Annotated in this window: 18 protein-coding genes; 11 read left to right on the top strand and 7 right to left on the bottom strand. The window is 76.1% G+C overall.

Translation table 11 applies throughout. The features are described 5' to 3' along the window. Nucleotides 1-36: 36 nt before the first annotated feature. Nucleotides 37-684 (top strand): thymidine kinase, encoded by a 648-nt coding sequence (locus EYB28_RS12515; RefSeq protein ID WP_166848341.1) that lies wholly within the window; start codon nucleotides 37-39, stop codon nucleotides 682-684. Nucleotides 685-714: 30 nt separating this feature from the next. Here EYB28_RS12515 and sepH read toward each other — a convergent pair whose 3' ends face one another. Next, a complete protein-coding gene (gene sepH / locus EYB28_RS12510; protein ID WP_166848338.1) occupies nucleotides 715-2,001 on the bottom strand; it encodes a septation protein SepH in 1,287 nt (428 codons plus the stop codon). A gap of 168 nt (nucleotides 2,002-2,169) precedes the next feature. On the opposite strand from sepH, the gene EYB28_RS12505 reads away from it, so the two are divergent. The 3 genes from EYB28_RS12505 (at nucleotide 2,170) to EYB28_RS12495 (ending at nucleotide 4,342) form a co-directional block, all read left to right on the top strand. After that, on the top strand, nucleotides 2,170-2,820 hold the full coding sequence (locus tag EYB28_RS12505; RefSeq protein WP_240930539.1) for a trimeric intracellular cation channel family protein: 651 nt from the start codon (nucleotides 2,170-2,172) through the stop codon (nucleotides 2,818-2,820). A gap of 50 nt (nucleotides 2,821-2,870) precedes the next feature. Next, nucleotides 2,871-3,788: an inositol monophosphatase gene (locus EYB28_RS12500; protein ID WP_240930538.1), complete on the top strand. Its 918-nt coding sequence runs from the start codon at nucleotides 2,871-2,873 to the stop codon at nucleotides 3,786-3,788. 254 nt (nucleotides 3,789-4,042) lie between these two features. Beyond that, entirely contained in the window at nucleotides 4,043-4,342 is a 300-nt protein-coding gene (locus EYB28_RS12495) for a DUF4193 domain-containing protein (protein ID WP_166852321.1), read from the top strand. A 176-nt stretch (nucleotides 4,343-4,518) separates the two neighbouring features. Here the strand turns inward: EYB28_RS12495 and EYB28_RS12490 are convergent, their stop codons facing one another. Then, nucleotides 4,519-5,010, bottom strand: coding sequence for a DUF3093 domain-containing protein (locus EYB28_RS12490; RefSeq protein ID WP_166848332.1), 492 nt, complete (start codon nucleotides 5,008-5,010; stop codon nucleotides 4,519-4,521). 143 nt (nucleotides 5,011-5,153) lie between these two features. Here EYB28_RS12490 and dut point away from each other — a divergent pair, with 143 nt between their 5' ends. The 4 genes from dut (at nucleotide 5,154) to EYB28_RS12470 (ending at nucleotide 7,735) form a co-directional block, all read left to right on the top strand. Further along, nucleotides 5,154-5,588 (top strand): dUTP diphosphatase, encoded by a 435-nt coding sequence (gene dut / locus EYB28_RS12485; protein ID WP_370459510.1) that lies wholly within the window; start codon nucleotides 5,154-5,156, stop codon nucleotides 5,586-5,588. A 139-nt stretch (nucleotides 5,589-5,727) separates the two neighbouring features. Continuing rightward, nucleotides 5,728-6,522 carry a DUF3710 domain-containing protein gene (locus EYB28_RS12480; RefSeq protein WP_166848326.1) on the top strand — a complete coding sequence of 265 codons (795 nt, stop codon included), beginning with the start codon at nucleotides 5,728-5,730 and terminating at the stop codon, nucleotides 6,520-6,522. Between the two features lie 14 nt (nucleotides 6,523-6,536). After that, on the top strand, nucleotides 6,537-6,905 hold the full coding sequence (locus tag EYB28_RS12475) for an OB-fold nucleic acid binding domain-containing protein (protein WP_166848323.1): 369 nt from the start codon (nucleotides 6,537-6,539) through the stop codon (nucleotides 6,903-6,905). 35 nt (nucleotides 6,906-6,940) lie between these two features. Further along, the gene (locus EYB28_RS12470; RefSeq protein ID WP_166848320.1) at nucleotides 6,941-7,735 is read left to right on the top strand and encodes a DUF3159 domain-containing protein; all 795 of its coding nucleotides are present in this window, start codon (nucleotides 6,941-6,943) and stop codon (nucleotides 7,733-7,735) included. Here the strand turns inward: EYB28_RS12470 and EYB28_RS12465 are convergent. Further along, complete coding sequence (locus EYB28_RS12465) at nucleotides 7,705-8,502, bottom strand: TrkA family potassium uptake protein (protein ID WP_166848318.1); 798 nt, start codon at nucleotides 8,500-8,502, stop codon at nucleotides 7,705-7,707. The two genes, EYB28_RS12470 and EYB28_RS12465, sit on opposite strands and share 31 nt — an antisense overlap. After that, nucleotides 8,502-9,155 carry a TrkA family potassium uptake protein gene (locus tag EYB28_RS12460; RefSeq protein ID WP_166852318.1) on the bottom strand — a complete coding sequence of 218 codons (654 nt, stop codon included), beginning with the start codon at nucleotides 9,153-9,155 and terminating at the stop codon, nucleotides 8,502-8,504. The genes EYB28_RS12465 and EYB28_RS12460 overlap by 1 nt, the downstream gene beginning before the upstream one ends. Before the next feature lie 106 nt (nucleotides 9,156-9,261). On the opposite strand from EYB28_RS12460, the gene EYB28_RS12455 reads away from it, so the two are divergent. Next, the gene (locus tag EYB28_RS12455) at nucleotides 9,262-11,262 is read left to right on the top strand and encodes an APC family permease (RefSeq protein WP_166848316.1); all 2,001 of its coding nucleotides are present in this window, start codon (nucleotides 9,262-9,264) and stop codon (nucleotides 11,260-11,262) included. A gap of 26 nt (nucleotides 11,263-11,288) precedes the next feature. Then, nucleotides 11,289-12,617: a class I SAM-dependent RNA methyltransferase gene (locus EYB28_RS12450; protein WP_166848314.1), complete on the top strand. Its 1,329-nt coding sequence runs from the start codon at nucleotides 11,289-11,291 to the stop codon at nucleotides 12,615-12,617. Between the two features lie 16 nt (nucleotides 12,618-12,633). Here the strand turns inward: EYB28_RS12450 and EYB28_RS12445 are convergent, their stop codons facing one another. Next, the gene (locus tag EYB28_RS12445) at nucleotides 12,634-14,103 is read right to left on the bottom strand and encodes an FAD-dependent monooxygenase (RefSeq protein ID WP_166848312.1); all 1,470 of its coding nucleotides are present in this window, start codon (nucleotides 14,101-14,103) and stop codon (nucleotides 12,634-12,636) included. 124 nt (nucleotides 14,104-14,227) lie between these two features. Then, entirely contained in the window at nucleotides 14,228-15,256 is a 1,029-nt protein-coding gene (locus tag EYB28_RS12440; protein ID WP_166848310.1) for a M14 family zinc carboxypeptidase, read from the bottom strand. Between the two features lie 125 nt (nucleotides 15,257-15,381). Here EYB28_RS12440 and EYB28_RS12435 point away from each other — a divergent pair, with 125 nt between their 5' ends. Continuing rightward, nucleotides 15,382-15,810, top strand: coding sequence for a hypothetical protein (locus tag EYB28_RS12435; RefSeq protein WP_166848308.1), 429 nt, complete (start codon nucleotides 15,382-15,384; stop codon nucleotides 15,808-15,810). Nucleotides 15,811-15,827: 17 nt separating this feature from the next. Here EYB28_RS12435 and EYB28_RS12430 read toward each other — a convergent pair whose 3' ends face one another. Next, a complete protein-coding gene (locus EYB28_RS12430) occupies nucleotides 15,828-16,559 on the bottom strand; it encodes a DUF5701 family protein (protein ID WP_240930537.1) in 732 nt (243 codons plus the stop codon). Between the last annotated feature and the right edge of the window lie 26 nt (nucleotides 16,560-16,585).

The following is a 16,585-nucleotide window of genomic DNA, read 5'->3' as shown; positions in this document are numbered from 1 at the left end:
GCGGGCCGCCGCCACCGGGTCTGGCAGGATCTGCGCATGGCCGAGCTCGTCTTCTTCTCCGGGACCATGGACAGCGGCAAGTCGACGCTGGCGCTGCAGACCGACCACAACCACGCGGCACGCGGGCGCACCGGCCTGATCTTCACCCGCGACGACCGGGCCGGTGCGGCACGGCTGTCCTCTCGCCTCGGGCTCGAGGTCGACGCGCGGGAGGTCGACGACGACACGGACTTCTGGGCGGTCGTGGTGGCCGAGCGCCAGGCGGGCCGCCTGGTCGACTACCTGGTGTGCGACGAGGCGCAGTTCTACTCGCCCGAGCAGGTCGACCAGCTCGCGCGGCTCGTCGACGAGGTGGAGATCGACGTGTTCGCGTTCGGGATCACGACGGACTTCCGCACCCGCCTGTTCCCCGGTGCCGCCCGGCTCATCGAGCTGGCGGACCGCGTCCAGGCGCTGCAGGTGCAGTCGCTGTGCTGGTGCGGCGCGCCGGCCACGCACAACGCCCGCACCGTGGACGGCGTGATGGTCGTCGAGGGCGACCAGGTGGTCGTCGGCGACGTGGCGGACGGCAGCGGGCACGTGGCGTACGAGGTGCTGTGCCGGCGGCATCACATGCGGCGCATGACGGCCGGGGCAGCGCGTCGGCGCTCGACCGGCACGGGGTTCCTCGACCTGGACGGCTGACCCGGCCGGCCGGCGCGGGCCCGGGTGGCGCTACGAGGACGGGCGGCCGCCGCCGAAGACGATCTCGTCCCAGCTCGGGACCTGGGGGCGGCCCTTGCGCCCGGTGCGCCGCGCGGGTGCCTTCGCCGGTGCCGAGGGCTGCGGGCCGGGCTGCTGCCCGGGGCCGGCGCTGGGCGCGGGCTCCTCGCGGTCGGCGACGTCGGACCGCCGCGCGGCCGCGTCCGCGCCGCCCTCCGGTCGCTGGGTCCCGGACGGGTGCGCGGCCCGCGCGGAGGGCACGGGTGCCCGCGCCCCCGCCCGGCGTGCGCGGAGGTCGACGACGCTCGCGTGCGCCGGCGCCGGGCCGGCCGGGGCGGTGCCGGCCGGCGCGGGGCCGTCCTGGGCGGCGCGGTCGCCGGTGTCGTGGTTGCCGGTGTCGTGGTCGGGCGAGCGGCCGTGGTCGTCGCGCGCGCCGCCGTGACGCTCGTCGTCGCGCTCGTGGCCGCCGGCCGTCCGCTCCGCGCCGTCACCCGGAGAGTCCGGACCGGCGACCACGCCGAGCGGGAGCATGCCGGGCACGGCACCGCCCGACGGCGCGGGCGACGGCTCCGCGGGTCTCTCCCGGCCCGCCGGCCGGCGGCCGCGCCGCCCGGCCAGGTCGTCGAGCAGGAGGGCAGTCGTGTCGTCGCCGGGCCGCTCGGGGGGCCGCTCGGGCGAGCGGCGCCCGGGCACCTGCCGGTCGGACGTGGACGGGACGCCGAGAACCTCGGGTGTCAGCGGGTCGTCGGGCTGCCCGAGCCACCGCGCCTCGTCGTCCAGGGGGGTGACGGCGCGGCCCTTCGGGTCGTAGGTCCAGCGGGCCGAGCGGTCGCGGTCGCCGGCGGCGAACCGCACCTCCACCACCCACGGGGCGGACCCCTCTCGACGCGCCGACCAGCGTGCGTCGTCCGGGGTGACGCCCCGCGCGCCGAGGCGGGCGTCGGCCGCCTCCCCGAGGGTCCGGACCTCGCCGTCGCCGTCGAGCCGGTGGGCCCGCACCTGGTCGATCGCGTGCTGGCGCTCCGTCGCCACCGGCCACTCGTAGCGCTGCACGTGCTCGGCCGGCAGGCCCGACTCCTCGGCCAGCTCCTCGACGGTGGCGCCGGCGCGCAGGCGCGCCTGGAGGTCGCGGGGACGCAGCGTGGCCTGGGCGCGCAGCGCCTCGGCGCGAGGGCGGTCCCTGCGCACCGCGGCCCGCAGGGCCTCGGTGATCGGCAGAGCGTGCTCCGTGCCGTCGGCGGCGCGCAGGACCAGGTGCTCACCGTCCTCGTGCAGCCTCGCGAGCTCGAGCTCGGCCATGGTTCCTCCTTAGGTGCACCTCGGGGTGCCCGCCGCAGCGGTCCCGCGGTTCCGAGCGTGCCACCCTGCCCCGCCGCGGCCGCGCAGGCGCGTCGGTGTGCCGCCGATCCGCGGCCCCGCCCCGCGGCGGCGGGCGGCGGGGGCCCGCGCCTGCGAGGATGACGTCCCGTGGACGCGTTCGTGGTCGGCTCGGTGACGATGCTCGAGGTCCTCGCGGTCTTCGTGTCCGCGGTCTCGGGCGGCCTGGCCGCCGTGCGCAAGCGGTTCGACGCGTTCGGGGTGCTGGTCCTGGCATGGGTCGCGGGCCTGGGCGGCGGCGTCCTGCGGGACCTCCTCATCGGCGACACCCCGCCCGTCGGGGTCTCGTCGTGGCGGCTGGTGGTCGCCGCGCTCGCCGCGGGCGTCCTCATCTTCTTCTTCCACCCCGGGCTGGAGCGGATGCGGCGCACCGTCCTCGTGCTCGACGCGGCCGCGATGGCCCTGTTCGTGCTCCAGGGGACCACCAAGGCCCTCGGCCTCGGGTCGGGGGTGCTCACCGCCGTGGTCGTGGGCGTCCTGACGGCCGTGGGCGGCGGGATCCTGCGGGACGTCCTGACGGGGGAGGTCCCGTTGGTCTTCGCGGACCGGCAGCTGTACGCCGTGCCGGCCCTGGTCGGTGCGGGACTCGTCGCGGCGCTGTGGCGGCTCGAGCTGCTCGCCCCGTGGAACGCGGTCCTCGTCGTCGTCCTCGTGTTCGCCTTCCGCATGCTGTCCGTGGCCCGCGGGTGGGCCGTGCCGCCCGCGGGGCCGGGATGGACCGCCCGGTGGGGGCGCGGGTGAGGCACGATGGTCCGTGGGAACCGTGGCCGGACCGGGAGGAGACGCAGGACGTGGGCGACAGGGTGGACGAGGCGGCGGCACAGGCGGACGTCGTCGCGAGCGCGGACGTCGACGCGCTGCGGGACCTCGCGCGGCGGCTCGCGTGCGAGGCGGGCGAACTCGTGCGCTCCGGGCGACCGGACCGCGTCGTGGTGGCCGCGACGAAGTCCAGCGACGTCGACCCCGTGACCGCGATGGACCGCGCCTCCGAGGACCTGCTGCGGGAGCGGATCGCCGCCGAGCGCCCCGACGACGCGATCCTGGGCGAGGAGGGCGACGACGTCTCCGGCACGTCGGGCCTGACATGGGTGCTGGACCCGATCGACGGCACGGTCAACTACCTGTACGGGGTCGCGTCCTACGCGGTGTCGGTCGCCGTCGTCGCCGGCCCGCCCGCCCCGGAGTCCTGGACCGTGCTGGCCGGCTGCGTGCACTCGGTGGTGGACGGGCGGACCTGGAGCGCCGCACGCGGGCGCGGGGCCGACAGGGACGGCCGCCCGCTCCGGGTCGGCGGGCCCGCCTCGCTGGCCACCTCCCTGGTGGGCACCGGCTTCGGCTACGCCGCCGAGCGGCGGGCGCAGCAGGCGCAGGTGCTCACCCGGGTGCTGCCGCGCGTGCGCGACGTGCGAAGGCTCGGGTCGGCCGCCATCGACCTGTGCCTCGTCGCCGAGGGCGCCCTGGACCTGTACTACGAGCGCGGTCTCAACCCGTGGGACGTCGCGGCGGGCAGCCTCGTCGCCACCGAGGCGGGCGCCGTCGTGACCGGGCTGCGCGGCCGGGCCGCGGGCGGGCCGATGACCGTGGTGGGCCCGGAGCCCGTGGTGCGTGACCTCGTCGACGTGCTCGAGGGCGTCGACGCTGACGGAGAGGGCGTCGGGGACGCCGGCGGGAACCGTGGCGAGGGTGTGGCGAACAGTTCCGCGCACTGACCGGGGCCGGTGACGAAGTTTCACCCGCCCGGAGCGATTTCGCCCTGGGTGAGAAGTGGGGCACCCGGGCGCCGGCGGGTCACGTCGGCCGCAGTGTTGTCGCAGGTCAGAGCAGTGTGACGGGCGATACAGTGCGTCATGTCGCGCCCCTGGTCGAAATGGTGCACAATCCGTGGGCCGAACGGGAACAAAACCCGGTCGCCGAGCATTATCTGCGCGTACCGACATCGACACCACGGAGCGTGACCACACAGATGGCAACCGACTACGACGCCCCCCGCAAGAACGACGAGGACGTGGAGCAGGACTCGCTCCAGGAGCTCCAGGCGCGTCGTTCCGACAAGTCGTCGGGTGTCGTCGACGAGGACGAGACCGAGGCCGCGGAAGGCTTCGAGCTTCCGGGCGCGGACCTGTCCGGCGAGGAGCTCTCCGTGCGCGTGCTGCCTCGCCAGGCCGACGAGTTCACCTGCACGAGCTGCTTCCTCGTCCACCACCGCAGCCAGCTGGCCTCCGAGAAGAACGGCCAGATGATCTGCACCGAGTGCGCCGCGTGACACCCGCGGGCACCCCCACCGGCATGCACCGGTGACCGGACCCCGGTGAGCGCCCGGGCCGCGGCCGCGGCCCGGCGCCCCTTCCGGCGTCCCAGGCCGTCACGCCCTGCGCGTGACGGCCTCCGTCGTCCCGTCGAGGATGGCGCCCCGCACGGCGACGACCGGTAGCGCGGCGCTCAGCCGCGCAGCGCCGCGGCGAGCTCGTCCGGACGCCGGGTCGACAGCAGCCAGTACGGCGTCGGGTCGGTCGGGTCGGTGACCTCCACGCGCACCCCCGTGCGCGCCCACGCGCGCAGGCAGACGTAGGCGCGGGCGTCCAGGTCCGGCCCGAGCGCCGCCCGCATCTCCTCGCCGGAGGCCAGCGTCGTCACCTCGCCGAGCGCGTCCAGCGGCGCGTGCGCCTTCCCGGCCCGCAGCTCGCCGCCGTCGACCGCGACGACCGGGGCCGACGCGACGAGCGCCACGATCGTGCCGGCCGCGACGAGCGCGCCCACCCCGACCGACGCCGTGGCGACGAGCGGCCACAGCGCCACCCCGACGATGACCCCGAGGCCGAGGGCGCCGCACCACGCTCCCGGGCCGGGGGACAGGCGCTCGCGGAAGCGTGCCGGGCGGGACGGGTCGGACGCCGGACGACGCCCGTGACGGTCGGGACGGGGCTCGCTCATGGCCCCATCATCCCAGCCGGACGGACGCGCGGGGGACGCCCGGCCGCCGTCGCCGGCCCGTCGGCTACGCTGCCGGGGTGCCTGAGACCGTGAGCCAGCCCGTGAGCCCGGACGCGACCCCGGACGGCAGCACCGTCGACGTCCTGGTCACCCTCCTGGACGACGCCGTCGCCCCGCCGGCGTACGCGCACCCCGGTGACGCCGGGGCCGACCTGACCACCACCGTCGACGTCGAGATCCCGCCGCAGGGCCGTGTGACGGTGCCCACGGGCGTCGCGATCGCCCTGCCCGACGGGTTCGCCGCGTTCGTCCACCCCCGGTCCGGCCTGGCCGCCCGCCACGGGCTGACCGTGGTGAACGCGCCGGGGACGATCGACGCCGGGTACCGGGGCGAGATCAAGGTGATCCTGCTCAACACGGACACCACCGAGGCGGTCACGCTGCGACGGGGCGACCGTGTGGCGCAGCTCGTCGTGCAGCGGGTCGAGCGGGCCCGGTTCCTGACGGCGACCACGCTGCCCGGGTCGCACCGCGGCGACGGGGGCCTCGGCTCCAGCGGGGGCTGGACGCAGGCCTGAGCGCAGGCCTCGACCCGCACGGCGGGGCCGGGCGGCGGGCGGCACCTGAGTGTCGCGCCGTCGGTCTAGTGTGGATGAGGAGAGGCGGGCCCGAGCCGGGCCGGTCGTGACTGGACGAACCGAACGAAGGAGATCCCCCGTGGGGCTGTTCCGGCGCAACGCGTCGAAGAAGGCGTCCGACCCTGCCGACGACGCCGCCACCGGCGCGGCCGCGCCCGCCGAGGGCGAGCCCGCCGGCGCCGACGACGCGGCACAGGACGCCGCTCCCGGCGCCGAGGCGAAGCCGGGGCGCGGACCCTTCGACGCCGACCAGGTGACCAGCATGGGACCGCGGGTCGACCTGGGCGCGATCTGGCTGCCCGTGCTGCCCGGCCTCGAGCTGCGCATGGAGATCGACAAGAAGACGCAGAAGGTCACCGGCGTCTCGGCCACCCTGGGCGGCTCGGGGCTGCAGGTGCAGGCGTTCGCCGCCCCCCGCACCGAGGGCATCTGGGACGAGGTGCGCACGGAGATCGCCGGGTCGATCACCCGCCAGGGCGGCACCGTCGACGACGTCCCCGGCACCTTCGGGCGCGAGCTGATCGCCCGGGTCCCGGCCACCGGGCAGGACGGCAAGCCGGCGGTGCGGCCGGCCCGGTTCGTCGGCGTCGACGGGCCGCGATGGTTCCTGCGCGGCGTGCTCTCCGGCCGTGCCGCCGTGGACGCGGAGGCCGCGAAGCCGCTGGAGTCCGTCTTCGCCAACGTCGTCGTCGTGCGCGACGGCAACCCGCGCCCGCCCCGCGACCTGCTCACCCTGACGATGCCGCAGAAGTCGCGCCCGGGCGGCAAGGCCGCCGAGGCCACGGACGAGGCCGCCGCGCCCACCGACGCGACCCCCGACACCCCCAGCTTCGACCCGCTGACGCGCGGGCCGGAGATCACCGAGACCCGCTGAGGCAGGCGAGCACCATGTCCCTGCGCACCGCTGTCCGGCACGCGCTCGCGTCCGCCGACGAGGTCGCCGCCGACGAGGAGCGCCACGAGGCCGCCGCGAACCGCGGCTGCCGACCGGTCGCCGACCTCGCCGACCGCCGACGTGCCGGCGTGGCCGGAGTCCTGCGCTCCGTCGTCCTGCGACCCCGCGAGGGCGTCCCCACGGTCGAGGCCGAGCTGTACGACGGCTCGGGCTCGCTCGACCTGGTGTGGCTCGGACGCCGCACGATCGCGGGCGTCGAGCCCGGCCGGCGCATCCGCGTCGAGGGCATGGTCTGCGACGTCGGCGGACGCCGCACGATGTTCAACCCCCGGTACGAGCTGCGCGCCAGGGCGGGCGAGTGACGGCCGGGCCGGAGACGGGCGCCAGCGGTCGGGGCGTGCGCGCCGTCACCGCGGACTCGTTCTCCTTCGCCGAGGCCGTCGGCGGGGTGCGCGGCACCGTCGAGGCCGTCGCCCCCGGACTGCTGTTCGTCGTCGTGTACGTGGTGACGTCCGACCTCGCGTGGTCGCTGGGCGCCTCCGTGGGCGCCGCGCTGGTGGCCGTCGTGGCACGCCTGGCGCAGCGCACGCCCGTCACGCAGGCGCTCGGCGGGCTGCTGGGCATCGGCGTCGGGGTGTTCTGGGCCTGGCGCTCCGGCGAGGCCAAGGACTTCTACGCCTGGGGGCTGTGGACCAACGCCGTCTACCTGGTGGCGGTCCTCGCCTCCGTCGTCGCGCGCTGGCCCCTGGTGGGGCTGGTCGTGGAGGCGCTGCGGTCCGGCTTCGCCGAGCAGGCGGGCGCCCGCACCCGGGGCGGCACGGGGCCGGACGGCGCCCGCGACGGGACCGGCGAGCCGGCGTCCGACGCCGAGGCGACGCCCGCGGCGGGGCCGTTGGCCGGGCTGTCGGCCTGGCGCCGCGACCCCGACCTGCTGCGCCGCTACACGATCGCGACCTGGTTCTGGGCGGGGCTGTTCGCGGTGCGCCTGATCGTCAAGGTGCCGCTGTACTTCTCCGGTGACGTCGGCTGGCTCGGCACCGCGCACCTGGTGCTCGGCATCCCGCTGTGGGGGCTCGTGCTCTGGCTCACCTGGGCCGTCGTGCGCGGTGCGCACCGGGCCCCGGAGCCCGCCGGCGGCGTGCCCGGGCCGTCCGAGCGCGGTCAGCGGCCGGACGGCCCGGCGTCGTCCTGAGGCGCCTCGGGCGCCACCACGTGCGCCTCGAAGGGCACCTCCCCGTCGGTGCCGGGAGACTCGCCGGGTGTCTCGTCCGGCGTCTCGTCCTGCGGCTCGGCGCGCCCGTCCCCGGAGAGCAGGTGCTGCAGCGCGCTCTCCTCGGCCTCGCCGCCGGCGACCAGCAGCAGCTCGTCGCCGGCCTCGAGGGTGTCGTCGACGCTCGGCGCGATCGGCATCGCGCCACGGACGATGCAGGCCAGGACCGTGTCGGGCGGCCACTCGACGTCGCCGACGCGCCGCCCCACGAGGACGGAGTCGGCGGGCAGCGTGACCTCGAGGAGGTCGGCGCCCGACTGCTGGAACGTGAAGATCTGCACGAGGTCGCCGACCGCCACCGCCTCCTCGACCATCGCGGTCATGATCCGCGGTGTCGACACGGCGACGTCCACCCCCCACGACCCGTCGAACATCCACTCGTTCTTCGGGTTGTTCACGCGCGCCACCGTGCGGGGGACCCCGAACTCCGTCTTGCACAGCAGCGAGAACACGAGGTTGACCTTGTCGTCGCCCGTGGCGCCCACGACGACGTCCGCCTCCGTGACCTCGGCCCCCTCGAGCGAGCTGAGCTCGCACGCGTCGGCGAGCAGCCAGTCGGCCTCGGGCACCTGCGCCACGCGCATCGCGGCGGGGTTCTTGTCCACCAGGACGACCTCGTGGTCGTGCGACAGCAGCTCGCGGGCGATGGACCGGCCGACGGACCCGGCCCCGGCGATGACGACGCGCATCAGACCTCCTCCTCGCGCGGGGCGTGCGTGAGCGTGCGCTCCACGTGCGCGGCGTCCTCGTCGCGCATCAGGACGTGCAGCACGTCGTTCTCCTGCAGGACGGTCTCGCCCGTCGGCAGCAGGCCCTCGGTGTAGCGGGACAGGAACGCGACCCGGGCGCCGCTCGCCGCCTCGATCCTGGCGACGGTCGCCCCCGTCCACCCGGGGTGGTAGTCCAGCTCGGCCAGGCGCACCTGCCCCGAGGGGTCGCGGTACTCGTCGGTGGCGCCGAGGGGGAGCATCCGCCGCAGCACCTGGTCGGCCGTCCAGCGCACGGTGGCCACCGTCGGGATGCCGAGCCGCTGGTAGATCTCCGCGCGCTGCGGGTCGTAGATGCGTGCGACGACGTTGCCCACCCCGTACGTCTCGCGGGCGACGCGAGCCGCCAGCACGTTGGAGTTGTCGCCGTCGGACACCGCGGCGAACCCGTAGGCGTCCTCGATCCCCGACTGGGTGAGGGTGTCGCGGTCGAAGCCGACGCCCGTCACCTTCTGCCCGGCGAACTCCGCCGACAGGCGGCGGAACGAGTCCGGGTTCTGGTCGATGACGGCCACGGAGTGCCCGCGGGACTCGATCGTCTGGGCGAGGGTCGACCCGACGCGGCCGCAACCCATGATCACGAAGTGCACGTGCGAAACGCTATACCTGCTCCGGCGGTGCGCGCGGTCTCACGTGGGCGGGACGCGCCGACGTGCGCGCACGGGCATAGCATGGGTCGTCGTGTCGGACATCGCAGACGCGGCCAAACGGCTGCTGCTCGGACGCCCCATCCGCAGCGAGAGCGCGGGGCGCACGCTGCTGAGCAAGCGCCTCGCGCTGCCCGTCTTCGCCTCGGACGCCCTGTCGTCCATGGCGTACGCCCCGGACGAGATCCTGCTGATGCTCGCCGTGGCCGGCATCGGCGCCACGGCGATCTCCCCCTGGGTCGGGCTGGTCGTCGTGGCGGTCCTCGTCGTCGTGGTCGCGTCGTACCGGCAGAACGTGCGCGCCTACCCCTCGGGCGGCGGCGACTACGAGATCGCGACGACGAACCTCGGCCGGTCCGCCGGGGTGGGCGTCGCCTCGGCGCTGCTCGTGGACTACGTGCTGACCGTCGCCGTCTCGATCTCCTCCGCCGCCCAGTACGGCGCGACGATCGTCCCGGCGCTGCGGGGGCACGAGGAGCTGCTCGCGGTCGGTCTCGTCGTGGTGCTGACGATCCTCAACCTGCGCGGCGTGCGCGAGTCGGGCCGCGTGTTCGCCGTCCTCGTGTACTGCTTCATGGGTGTCATGGGGCTGCTCGCCGTGGTCGGGGGCGTGCGGTACCTGGGCGACACCCTGCCGCAGGCCGAGAGCGCGGCGTACGACGTGATTCCGGCCGCCGGGTTCGAGCAGGGTCTCGTGGGGGTGGCGGGCGCGTTCCTCGTCGCGCGGGCCTTCGCCTCCGGCGCGGTGGCGCTCACCGGCGTGGAGGCGATCAACAGCGGCGTGCCCGCGTTCCGCCGGCCCAAGGCGCGCAACGCCGCGATGACGCTGGCGCTGCTGGGCATCGTCAGCGCGGCGATGCTCATGACGATCCTGCTGCTCGCCCGTGCCACCGGTGTGCGCTACGTGGAGGACCCCGCGTCGCAGCTGAGCGACGGCGGGGCGCCCGTGCCCGACGACTACACCCAGCACCCCGTGCTCGGGCAGCTCGCCGAGACGGTCTTCGCCGGCCTGCCCGTGGTGGCCTCCGTCGTCGTCGTGCTCACCGCGCTCATCCTGCTGCTCGCCGCGAACACGTCGTTCCACGGGTTCCCGATGCTCGGGTCGATGCTCGCCAAGGACGGGTACCTGCCCCGGCAGCTGCACACCCGCGGCGACCGGCTGGCGTTCTCCAACGGCATCCTCACGCTGGCGGCCGCCGCCGCGGTGCTGGTGGTCGCGTTCGACGCGCAGGTGACGCGCCTCATCCAGCTCTACATCGTCGGCGTGTTCGTCTCGTTCACCCTGTCGCAGCTCGGCATGCTGCGGCACTGGACGCGGGCCCTGCGCAAGGAGCCGTCGCCGCAGCAGCGCTCGCGGATGAAGCGCTCGCGCGTGGTCAACGGCGTCGGGTTCGTGATGACCGCCGCGGTGCTGCTCATCGTGCTCGTGACGAAGTTCACCCACGGCGCGTGGATCACGGTCGTGGCGATGGCGGCGCTGTTCGTGCTCATGCGCGCCATCCGCAAGCACTACGACCGGGTGCAGGGCGAGCTGGCCCTCGACGACACGTCGGCGGCGCGGGCGCTGCCGAGCCGCGTGCACGCCATCGTGCTGGTCTCGAAGGTGCACAAGCCGACGATGCGGGCCCTCGCCTACGCGCGCGCCTCGCGCCCGTCGGTGCTCGAGGCGGTCACGGTCGGGGTCGACCCGGAGGAGATCGAGGACCTGCGGACCCGCTGGGAGGCGCTCGACCTGCCGGTGCCCCTGCGGGTCCTGGACTCCCCGTTCCGCGAGATCACCCGCCCCGTGCTCAAGTACGTACGGTCGGTCCGGCGCGACTCGCCGCGCGACCTCGTCGTCGTCTACATCCCCGAGTACGTGGTGGGGCACTGGTGGGAGCAGCTGCTGCACAACCAGTCCGCGCTGCGGCTCAAGGGCCGGCTGCTGTTCACGCCGGGCGTCGTCGTGGCGTCGGTGCCGTGGCAGCTGTCGTCCAGCGCGGGGCAGACGGGCCTGGAGGGCACCTCCTACGCCCCGGGCCGCGGTCCGTTCTGAGTCGCGAGTCGGGGAGAATGGTCGGCATGCCTCGTCCCCGCCGTTCCGCTCCCCGCCGTCCCGTCGCCCCCGCCGCCGTCGACCCCGAGGTCGGCCGGGAGGTCGACCTGGAGGTCGGCCCGGTCGCGCACGGCGGGCACTGCGTCGCCCGCCTCGACGGCCGTGTGGTCTTCGTGCGCCACACCCTGCCCGGCGAGCGCGTCCGGGCGCGCGTCACCGAGACCGGCAAGCGGTTCTGGCGCGCCGACGCCGTCGAGGTCCTCGAGGCGTCCGAGGACCGGGTGCCGTCCGCCTGGCCCGAGGCCGGCCCGGGCGGGGTCGGCGGGGGCGAGCTGGCGCACGTGTCCCTGCCCGCGCAGCGGCGGTGGAAGGCCGCCGTGCTCGCCGAGCAGCTCGCCCGCCTGGCCCGGCTCGACCGTCCGGTCGAGGTGGAGGCCGCCCCCGGTGACGAGGAGCGGGCCGGGCTCGGGTACCGCACCCGGATCGAGCTGGCCGCCGGCGCCGACGGGCGCGCGGGGATGCGGCGGTTCCGCTCGCACGACGTCGTCCCGCTGACCGGCATGCCCCTGGCCACCGACCGGGTCGCCGCGCTCGCCGAGGCGGAGGGCGTGTGGACGCGGCGCTGGGAGCCCGGCGCCCGCCTGGAGCTGGTGGCCCCCGCGGGGGAGTCCGCGGAGCCCCTGCTGCTGGTCGACGGCACGCCGTGGCGCCGGGGCCGCGCCGACACCCGGCCGAACGCCCGCCGCGCGGTGGCGGAGACGCTCCGCCTGCGTGCCGTGGACGGGGACGGCGGAGGCGACCTGCACTACCGGGTCGCCGCCGACGGGTTCTGGCAGGTGCACCGCGAGGCGCCGGGGCTGCTGGCCGGGGCGGTGCTGGACGCCGTCGGCGACGTGGCCGGCGGGCGGGTGCTCGACCTCTACTCGGGCGCGGGCCTGTTCACCCTGCCGCTCGCGCGCGCCGTCGGGGACGCGGGCACGGTCGTGGCTGTCGAGAGCGACGCCCGGGCCGTGAAGGACGCCCGCCGCAACGCCCACGACCTGCCGCAGGTCGACCTGCGGCTGGGGGCCGTCGACCGGGTGCTGGCGAGCGGGGACGTGGCCGGGGCGCCCGTCGGGGACGCGGACGTCGTCGTCCTCGACCCGCCGCGGGCGGGAGCCGGGCGCGGGGTGGTCGACGCGATCGCCGAGCGCTCCCCGCGGCGCGTGGTCTACGTCGCGTGCGACCCCGCCGCACTGGCCCGCGACGTCGCCTACCTCGCGGAGCGCGGCTACGAGCTCGCCGACCTGCGGGCGTTCGACCTGTTCCCGCACACTCACCACGTGGAGGCGGTCGCCGTCCTGCGGCGGGCGTGACGGGCCCCGGCGGCGGTCAGCCGTCGCCGCGCCCGGCCTCCTCCGGGGAGCCGAACCAGCGGGCGAGCGCGTCCGCGAACCCGTCCGAGGTGCCCTCGCCGACCCACGCCACGTGGCCGTCGGGCCGCACCACGACGCCTGTCGGTGCGGGCACGTCGCCGACGGCCGGGAGCGTCCAGCCGTGCTCGCAGGTCGCGGTCACCCTCCGGACGCGCCCGGCCCAGGGTCGGACGTCGAGCGGCGGACCACCGAGCTCCAGGACGACCGGGCGTGCCTCGTGCAGCAGCTCGAACATCCGCACCGGGCCGTCGACGGTCACGAGGTCGAGGTCCGGCACCCGGCGCCCCAGCAGCGGGTGCCCGGTGCCGAGGTCGTACGCCACGTCCAGGCCGGTGACGCGGGCGGCGACCAGCTCGGCCGCCCGGTCGACGCGCAGCACCTCGTCGAGCATGCCGCGCAGGGCCTCCTGACGCGGGTCGGCCCGCTGGAACAGGGACTGGGCCATGGTGTACCCGAGCGCGCGCGCCCCGGCCGGGTGCCGTTCCGCGTGGTACGTGTCGAGCAGCTCCTCGCCGGAGGCGCCCTGGACCACCTGTGCCAGCTTCCAGCCGAGGTTGACGGCGTCCTGCACCCCGAGGCCGATGCCCTGGCCCCCCGTCGGGGAGTGCACGTGCGCGGCGTCGCCGGCCAGCAGCACGCGCCCCCGCCGGTAGGTTTCCGCCTGCCGGGTGGCGTCGGTGAAGCGGGACAGCCACCGGGGACTGTGGACGCCGAAGTCCGTGCCGAACACCTCGTCGAGCGCGCGCCGCAGGTCGCGGAGCGTGGGCTCGTCCTCGGGCGGCGGGCCGTCCTGGGTCACGACCACGCGGACGGTGCCGTCGCCCAGGGGGTGCAGGCCGTGGGTGCCCCGGGCGTCCACCGTCCCGGCCGGCACCGGCTCCCCGGCCAGCTCGACCTCGGCGATCAGGGTGCTGCGGGTGGCGTCCGGGCCCACGAGCCGGATGCCGGCTGCGCGCCGCACCAGGCTGCGGCCCCCGTCCGCCCCCACGACGTAGCGTGCCCGGAGCGCGTCGCCGGCGGCGAGCCGGACGTCGACGCCGTCGTCGTCGGCCACGATCCCGGTGACCTCCGTGCCGTGCCGGACCACCTGCCCCTGCTCCTCGACCCACCGCAGCAGCAGCCGCTCGACGTGCGGCTGGAAGAGGGCCAAGGTGAACGCGTGCCGAGTCGGCAGGGTGCCCAGCCCGATCCTCGTCCCGCCGAACGTGACCGTCGGCACCCGCTCGCCCTCGGCCAGGAACGGCCCGGCGATGCCGCGCTGGTCGAGCAGCTCGACGGTGCGCGCGTGGAACCCCCCGCCGCGCGAGCCGTCGAGGTCCTGCGAGCCCCGCCGTTCGACCACCACGGCGTCGACCCCCGCCAGCGCCAGCTCGCCGGCGAGCATCAGTCCTGTCGGGCCGCTCCCGACGACCACCACGTCATGCATCCCGCACCTCCGTCCCCCGCGCGGTCCGCCCCGCGCGGACCGGAAGTCTGCCGGGCGGAGGGGGCCTTGCCGCAAGGCCCCCTCCGCCCGATAACCCGGCTGTGGCGGGCCGGGGCGGAGGCGCTCAGCAGGTCTCGCGGACGCGGTCCCCGCGCTCGGGGAGCAGGTCGGCCGCCGCCGGGTCGACGTCGTCGAACGACCCGTCCGCCAGCGCCGCCGCGACGCCGGTCATGCTCGCCAGCGCCTCGCGGACCAGGGCGCCGTGGCTCTTCTGGCCGGCGTCCTGCTGGCCGCGCTGCTCGACGAGGACGGTGGGGTAGCCGTCGAGGGACAGGCCGTTGCGCGCGGTCGTCGCGGTGTCGCTGCGGGGGTACAGCGAGACGTTCGCGTGCCCCGAGCCGGCGAGGGCGTCGCCGATCACCGCCGTCGCGCGTCGGCCGTCGTCGGCGACCTCGGGCGCGACGTCCGGGTGGGTGCCCCACAGCACCGACATGGTGACCAGGCCGTCGTCGTTCGCGTAGCTCACCTGGTGGTGGTAGTCGAGGATGAGGTTGGGGTCGACGTCCTCGACCAGCCCCTGCACCGCGGCGGCCTCGGGGGCGAGCGCGAGGTCGATCTCGCTCGGGCCGAAGGTGCGGTTGAGATCGATGTCGTTCGAGTTGCGTCGCGGGTCCAGGCCCTCGGCGAAGTCCGGGTCCTGGTACCGCTCCCAGCCGTCGGGGTTGATGCGCGGCACGACGACGAGGGTGACGCCGTCGCGCAGCGCGTCCCCGGCCGGCGTCGGTGCGGTGGCCCGGTCCAGGAGCGCGAGCGCCGCCTCGGTGCCCAGCGGCTCGTCGCCGTGGACCTGGGTCAGCACGAGCAGGGTCCGCTCGCCGTGCCCCACGGTGACGGACTCGAGGGGGCGTCCTTCGACGGACCGGCCGATCTCGGTGACGTCGACGACGTCGGGATGGCGCGCCGCGAGCCGGTCGAGCGCGGCGGAGAGCTCGCCGTTGCTGTGCAGCCCCGAGAGCCGGATGGGCTGCTCGCCGCACACCCAGGGACCGCCCGGGACGGTCTCGGCGGCGCCTTCCGTGGCCGCGGCGGGCAGTGTCAGGGAGGCGGCGAGGACGGGGACGGCGAGCGCGGAGGTGACACGGGTGGCACGCATGGGAGCTCCTTCGGTCGTGCGGTGCGCGACGTGCGCGCCGGGTGCCCAGACCGTGCCAGAGCGCCGTGGCCGCCACAACCCCGGCCGGCACGGCGGACACCGTGTCATGACGCTACGGTCGCCGCATGGTGGGTGACGGCGGGGGAGCGCCCCCACGGCGGTGGCTGCCGGGCAGGCTCGCGGTCGTCGCCGTGGTGGTGCTGGCCGCGCTCGTGCTCGCGCTGCTCGTGCGCCAGCCGCAGCGCCTGGTGCTCACCACCTACCGCGGCGTGCCGGGCGGCGTCGAGGCCGACCTGTCCGACCCCGAGCCCGGCTGGGTGCTCGGCGACGACGGGCGCCTCGCGGTGTACGCGGCGGCGAGCTCGACCTGCCCGTGGCGGCCCACGGAGGTCACGGCCTCGGGCGACCGGGTGACGGTGCGGCTCGCGCGCGACGGCGACGGGCCGTGCACCGCGGACCTGGTCTTCACCACGAGTGTGGTGGCGCTCCCGGCGGGCGTCGACCCCGCGGGGCTCGAGGTCCGCGTCGTGCGGACCGGGCCCGCCGGCGGCTGAACCCGCGCCGGGTGGCCTCAGGCGAGCCGCGCGGCCGCGGACGCGAACCCGAGCCAGGCGTGCCGGTTGCGCCACCAGCACCAGCCGACCTTGGGCGCGCCGCGGTTCTCGGTGCCGTCGCGGCCCGTGCCGTTCGAGATCCAGATCGCCGGCGTACGGGCGTCGAACGTCCCGTCCGGCCGGCGCAGCCGGGAGGCGACGGTCATGAAGCACCGGTTCCGCTCCAGGACGTCCGGCTGCTGCAGCACCCAGGAGACCCCCTCGGCGAGCGTGAGCGGGCTGCGTCCCCGGCGGGCGATCTCGGGCGCGGCCTCCTCCGGCGACCAGCCGGTCATGTCGTCGCCGCGGTCCGGCCCGGCGACGGCGTACACGTCCGCGTCGGGCACGACGACATCCGTGACGGGCGCGAAGTCGTCCACGTCGGGCATGTCGACGACCACGAACCCGGCGCGCTCGACCGGGCGCCGGCGCACGGTCGTGGTGCGCCGCAGGTGGCCGGTGAGGGCGGACGGCGGCAGCAGCCGCGGGTGCACGACGAGGAGCGCGCCGCCGCCTGCGGGCCCCGTCAGCCGGTCGGCGGCCTCGTGCAGCGCCGTCGGCGTCAGCGGCCCGTCCGGATCCAGCAGACCCCGGGCGACGAGGAGGTCGGCCTGCTCGCGCAGCGGAGGCAGCGGCGGAGGGCCCGCGGGCCCGGCGGTGGTGTCGGTGATGCTGTCGGCGGGGCTGTTCGCGGGGGAGGCGGGCGTCATCGGGCGTCCTTCCGGTCGGCGGCAGA

It is taken from the genome of Isoptericola sp. BMS4, from assembly GCF_011634835.1.
In the GTDB taxonomy this organism is placed as follows: Bacteria; Actinomycetota; Actinomycetes; order Actinomycetales; family Cellulomonadaceae; genus Isoptericola.
Note: the sequence above shows the minus strand (reverse complement) of the source record. Positions and strands in the feature narration are given on the sequence as shown.

Coding starts and splice junctions, on each gene's coding strand:
- EYB28_RS12445 (WP_166848312.1), bottom strand. CDS start 14,103: ATGCATGACGTGGTGGTCGTCGGGAGCGGCCCGACAGGACTGATGCTC.
- EYB28_RS12450 (WP_166848314.1), top strand. CDS start 11,289: ATGCCTCGTCCCCGCCGTTCCGCTCCCCGCCGTCCCGTCGCCCCCGCC.
- EYB28_RS12515 (WP_166848341.1), top strand. CDS start 37: ATGGCCGAGCTCGTCTTCTTCTCCGGGACCATGGACAGCGGCAAGTCG.
- EYB28_RS12460 (WP_166852318.1), bottom strand. CDS start 9,155: ATGGGTTGCGGCCGCGTCGGGTCGACCCTCGCCCAGACGATCGAGTCC.
- EYB28_RS12465 (WP_166848318.1), bottom strand. CDS start 8,502: ATGCGCGTCGTCATCGCCGGGGCCGGGTCCGTCGGCCGGTCCATCGCC.
- EYB28_RS12495 (WP_166852321.1), top strand. CDS start 4,043: ATGGCAACCGACTACGACGCCCCCCGCAAGAACGACGAGGACGTGGAG.
- EYB28_RS12440 (WP_166848310.1), bottom strand. CDS start 15,256: ATGCGTGCCACCCGTGTCACCTCCGCGCTCGCCGTCCCCGTCCTCGCC.
- sepH (WP_166848338.1), bottom strand. CDS start 2,001: ATGGCCGAGCTCGAGCTCGCGAGGCTGCACGAGGACGGTGAGCACCTG.
- EYB28_RS12490 (WP_166848332.1), bottom strand. CDS start 5,010: ATGAGCGAGCCCCGTCCCGACCGTCACGGGCGTCGTCCGGCGTCCGAC.
- EYB28_RS12435 (WP_166848308.1), top strand. CDS start 15,382: ATGGTGGGTGACGGCGGGGGAGCGCCCCCACGGCGGTGGCTGCCGGGC.
- EYB28_RS12475 (WP_166848323.1), top strand. CDS start 6,537: ATGTCCCTGCGCACCGCTGTCCGGCACGCGCTCGCGTCCGCCGACGAG.
- EYB28_RS12430 (WP_240930537.1), bottom strand. CDS start 16,559: ATGACGCCCGCCTCCCCCGCGAACAGCCCCGCCGACAGCATCACCGAC.